The sequence below is a fragment of the Photorhabdus noenieputensis genome (assembly GCF_018448935.1).
GTDB classification, from domain to species: domain Bacteria; phylum Pseudomonadota; class Gammaproteobacteria; order Enterobacterales; family Enterobacteriaceae; genus Photorhabdus; species Photorhabdus noenieputensis.
The window spans coordinates 1-4,358 of sequence record NZ_RCWC01000080.1 but is presented as its reverse complement, the minus strand read 5'-3'; the positions used below and the strand labels follow the sequence as shown (position 1 = coordinate 4,358).

Below are 4,358 nucleotides of genomic sequence, written 5' to 3'. Positions count from 1 at the left end.
ACGTCATACCCTGTTGCACCGCTGGAATCAGACTGATGCGCCTTACCCGCAGGATAAAACCCTGCCACAACTGTTTGAAGCTCAAGTGGAAAAGACACCGGATAACGTGGCGCTGGTGTTTGAAGGCCAATCCCTGACCTACCGCCAGCTTAACGAACAGGCTAACCAACTGGCTTATGCTATCCGTGAACGTTGTCAGCAACACCATCATGTCCCTGTGCAAGCTGATACCCCCATCGTCCTCTATCTCGACCGCAGTCTGGACATGGTTATCAGTATCTTAGCGGTATTGAAAGCCGGTGGCGCTTATGTGCCCATCTCCCCTGAATATCCCTCAGAGCGGGTTCGGTTTATTTTGGACGATACCCAATCACCCTGCGTCGTCACTCAGCAAAGGCATCTGGCAACACTGGAGACGGACACGCCAACACGCGCAAAACGACCAGTATTGATAGCGGCGGATGACCCGGCAATCACCGCAGACCAACCTGTGGACAATCCGGCATCGGTAAACAAATCCTCAGATTTGGCCTATATCATCTATACCTCAGGCACCACCGGCCAGCCGAAAGGCGTCATGATTGAGCACAAAAATGTGGCGCATCTGGTGGCGGCACAGACAGCGCTTTTTAATGCAACAAAGAGAAAAAAAGCCTTAATGTTTGCTGCTTATGCCTTTGACGCCTCAGTTTCTGAGTTATTCCTCAGCCTGCTTCATGGTCATACCATTTACCTTTGCAGTGAAACAGAACGTAATATCCCCGCCGTTGAAAAACTCATTCAACGGGAAGACATTGAAATGGCTACCTTACCCCCTGCCATATTGAAATTATTAATTGGGGCTGAGTTGCCTTCCCTGCAATTATTAGTCACCGCCGGAGAATCACCTTCTTCAGATTTTCTTGACTATTTCAGCCAGCACAACAGCATACTGAATGCTTACGGCCCAACAGAAGTGACTGTTTGTGCGACAGGGAAACAGTATCAAGGTGGGGATATTGCAGCAAACATTGGTAAAGCGATTAATAACGTCCGCCTTTACGTTCTTGATAATCACGGCAATCTGTCTCCTGTCGGCGCACCGGGAGAACTGTATATCGGCGGTGCCGGGCTGGCGCGGGGATATTTGAACCAACCGGAACTGACCGCCGAATGTTTTGTGGCGAATCCCTTTGCCACCGCAGAAGACAAGGCACGCGGTTACACCCGCCTATATAAAACCGGCGATTTGGTGCGCTGGCAGCCGGATGGCAATCTGGAATATCTGGGACGCAATGATTTTCAGGTCAAAATCCGCGGTTACCGCATCGAATTGAGCGAAATTGAAGCCGCCCTCACTTTGCACCCACAGGTCAAACAGGCAGTGGTGATTGACCGTGAGCATAACGGCCATAAAGTACTGGCGGCATATCTGGTGACAGACGAGGAACTATCAGACGATGAACTCGTCAGGCACTTATCTTCCCGCCTGCCGGACTATACGCTGCCTGCCAGCTTTACCCATATTGACTCCGTGCCCCTGACCCTGAATGGCAAACTGGATCGCCACGCCCTGCCTGAGCCAATCTGGGGAAACCAAGAGGGGTACGTGGCACCCCGCAATGCGCTGGAAACCCAACTGTGTACCATTTGGCAGGACGTATTGGGGTTGAAACGCATTGGCGTTGAAGATAACTTTTTCCGCATCGGGGGGGATTCCATTGTCAGTATTCAACTGGTGTCAAAACTGCGGCAGGCGGGCTTTTCCCTCCAGGTTAAATCAATTTTTGAAGCACCAACGGTGGCCCGGTTAGCCCAACTACTGGCACTCTCATCACCTACCATCAACATGCTAGCAGAGCAAGGACTGTTGAGCGGGGAATTTAGCCTGTTGCCTATCCAACAGACCTTCTTCGACTGGAATTGGTCAAACCCACACCATTGGAATCAGGCATTTATGATTCAGATCCCCGGGGATATCAAATCCGCACAGATTGAACAGGCTCTGATAATGCTGGCTAAACGGCATGATATGCTGCGTGTCCGTTTTATCGATACCGAAAACGGTTACCGTCAGTACTATTCCGCGGAAATGCCATCTTCATATTCCCTTTTACATCACTGTGATATCAGGGGATTAAATAAGGAAGCATTACATCAACAATTAACCCAATGGCAAAGTGGCTTTGATTATTGCCGCGGGCCATTATGGCAAGCAGGTCATCTGACCGGATATACGGATGGCAGCGCCCGGCTATTCTTCGCATTCCACCATTTGATTATTGACGTGGTTTCCTGGCGAATTATTGCAGAACATATGCATCTATTATTACAGGGGATGACCTTACCACTGAAGACCAGCAGTTATCGACAATGGGTAACAGCCGTCCATCATTATGCACAGCAACATCAGGGTGAAGTACCCTACTGGCAACAGGTGATAGCAGGAAACAGCACCAAACCTGCGCTGAATAACACCACTCAGCACCTGTTAAACATTACTGCCGAAATGACGGACATGCTCCTACATGAAGCCAATACCGGTTACCACACTGAAATTAATGATTTACTGTTGAGCGCACTGACACTGGCTTTGCAGGAGACTTTCTCCCAAGCAGTAAACTACATCACTCTGGAAGGACATGGCCGGGAATCCATTGATGACACATTAGATCTTTCCGAAACCGTTGGCTGGTTTACAACCATGTACCCTGTCCGTCTGGAAATGCAGACTGATATTGCAAAAACCATCATCCACACCAAAGAGATGCTTCGTGGCGTACCGAATAAAGGTATTGGTTACAGTGCGTTACATCAATCTGGATATCTGACTGGCGATTTACCAACCATCAGTTTCAACTACCTTGGTCAGTTAGGAGGAGCCAGCCATCAAAATTGGTCCATAACCAACGATGATTGTGGGTCTGTGTTAGCCAGCAAAAACACCAGCCATTTACTACTGGGCATTAATGGCGCAGTTCAGGCGGGAAAACTGCAATTCAGCGTGGATTCCCGCTTGCCACAAGCCCGGACAGAGATGTTTATCACGGCATTTAAGCAAGCACTCAATAACGTTATTGCTGCTGGTCAAAAGCAGGCTCAATTGGGAGGAATAAAAACCCCCAGTGATTACGGGTTCAAAGACGTTTCAATGGAACAGTTAAACCAGCTCACTCATCGTTTTGATCATATGAATCATGAAAATTCAGACCATCACTCAGAAAAGAAAACTATTTTGGACGTGTAAAAAATGTTGATGCTATTTAAAGAACTTAATAAAAATCATATGTCAGTATGGGTCTATGAGGATAAGTTGAAACTGGCGTTCACCGGAGAAACTCCGCCCTCCCAACTTATTGATAAGGTTAAACAGAGAAAAGAAAACATATTAGATTTTTTGAATAAAAAAAGTATTTTCTCTGAAAAAGATTTTAAAAGTTTTATTTTTAATGAAAATCATTCTGGTACGAATGGTTCAATCGTCTCCCCCAGAAAAAAAATTGAAGCAATCTTTCCTGCTACCAGTTTGCAACAGGGGTTTGTTTATCATCATCTAACTCAGCCACAGGATGATGCTTATCGTGTGCAATTGCTGTTGGATTATCACACCAATATCAACTTTTCCGTCTATCAACAAGCTTGGTCAATGGCTTCACTACGTTTCCCCATTCTCAGAACCGCATTTGATTGGGAAGGAAAAATATTACAGATCGTAACAACGGGTGCCAGTATTGGGCCATTGAACTTCAAGTTCAAAGACATCAGTCAATTACCAGAAGAAGACCGCAACAAGGCGATTGACGACATTCAACAATACGACCGTACCCTGCCTTTTGATTTAAGTCAGCCCGGGTTAATCCGCTTCACTCTCATCAGACAGGATGAGCAGTTAGTCACCATACTGCTTACGCAACATCACTGCATTGCTGATGGCTGGAGCCATCCGATTTTATTGCAAGCTGTGCATGAGTATTACAATCAATTAATAAAAGGGCAGAAGCCCCAGATTATGGTGGAACAGACTTATCTGGCAACCCAGCAATATCATTTGGATCATCAAGCTGAATCAGACACCTATTGGGCGGCATACAAAGCCCAATTTCAGGGTACCAATGATTTTTCTGCGTTGTTAAGTCACCATGTCGATTTAGCGCAAATAAAAAGTATTGAAAATCCGGCTGAACAGAAACTCATTGTTCAGGGCGGCGTTTATGTGCAGCTTAAGGATATGTGCCGGACACAAGGGGTGACGCTGAATGTGGCCTTACAATTTGCCTGGCATAAGCTACTTCACAGCTACACGGGAGATGAGCAAACCATTGTCGGCACCACCGTCTCCGGCCGCGATGTTCCGGTGGACGGGATTGAGTCCAGTGTTG

At 47.0% G+C, this 4,358-nt stretch carries 2 protein-coding genes; both read left to right on the top strand.

Features of this window, described 5'->3' with window-relative positions; all coding sequences use genetic code 11:
* The coding region (locus EAE91_RS23020) for a non-ribosomal peptide synthetase (protein ID WP_214090482.1) at positions 1–3,226 on the top strand (3,226 nt) is incomplete at its 5' end.
* A gap of 3 nt (positions 3,227–3,229) precedes the next feature.
* The coding region (locus EAE91_RS23015) for a condensation domain-containing protein (RefSeq protein WP_214090481.1) at positions 3,230–4,358 on the top strand (1,129 nt) is incomplete at its 3' end.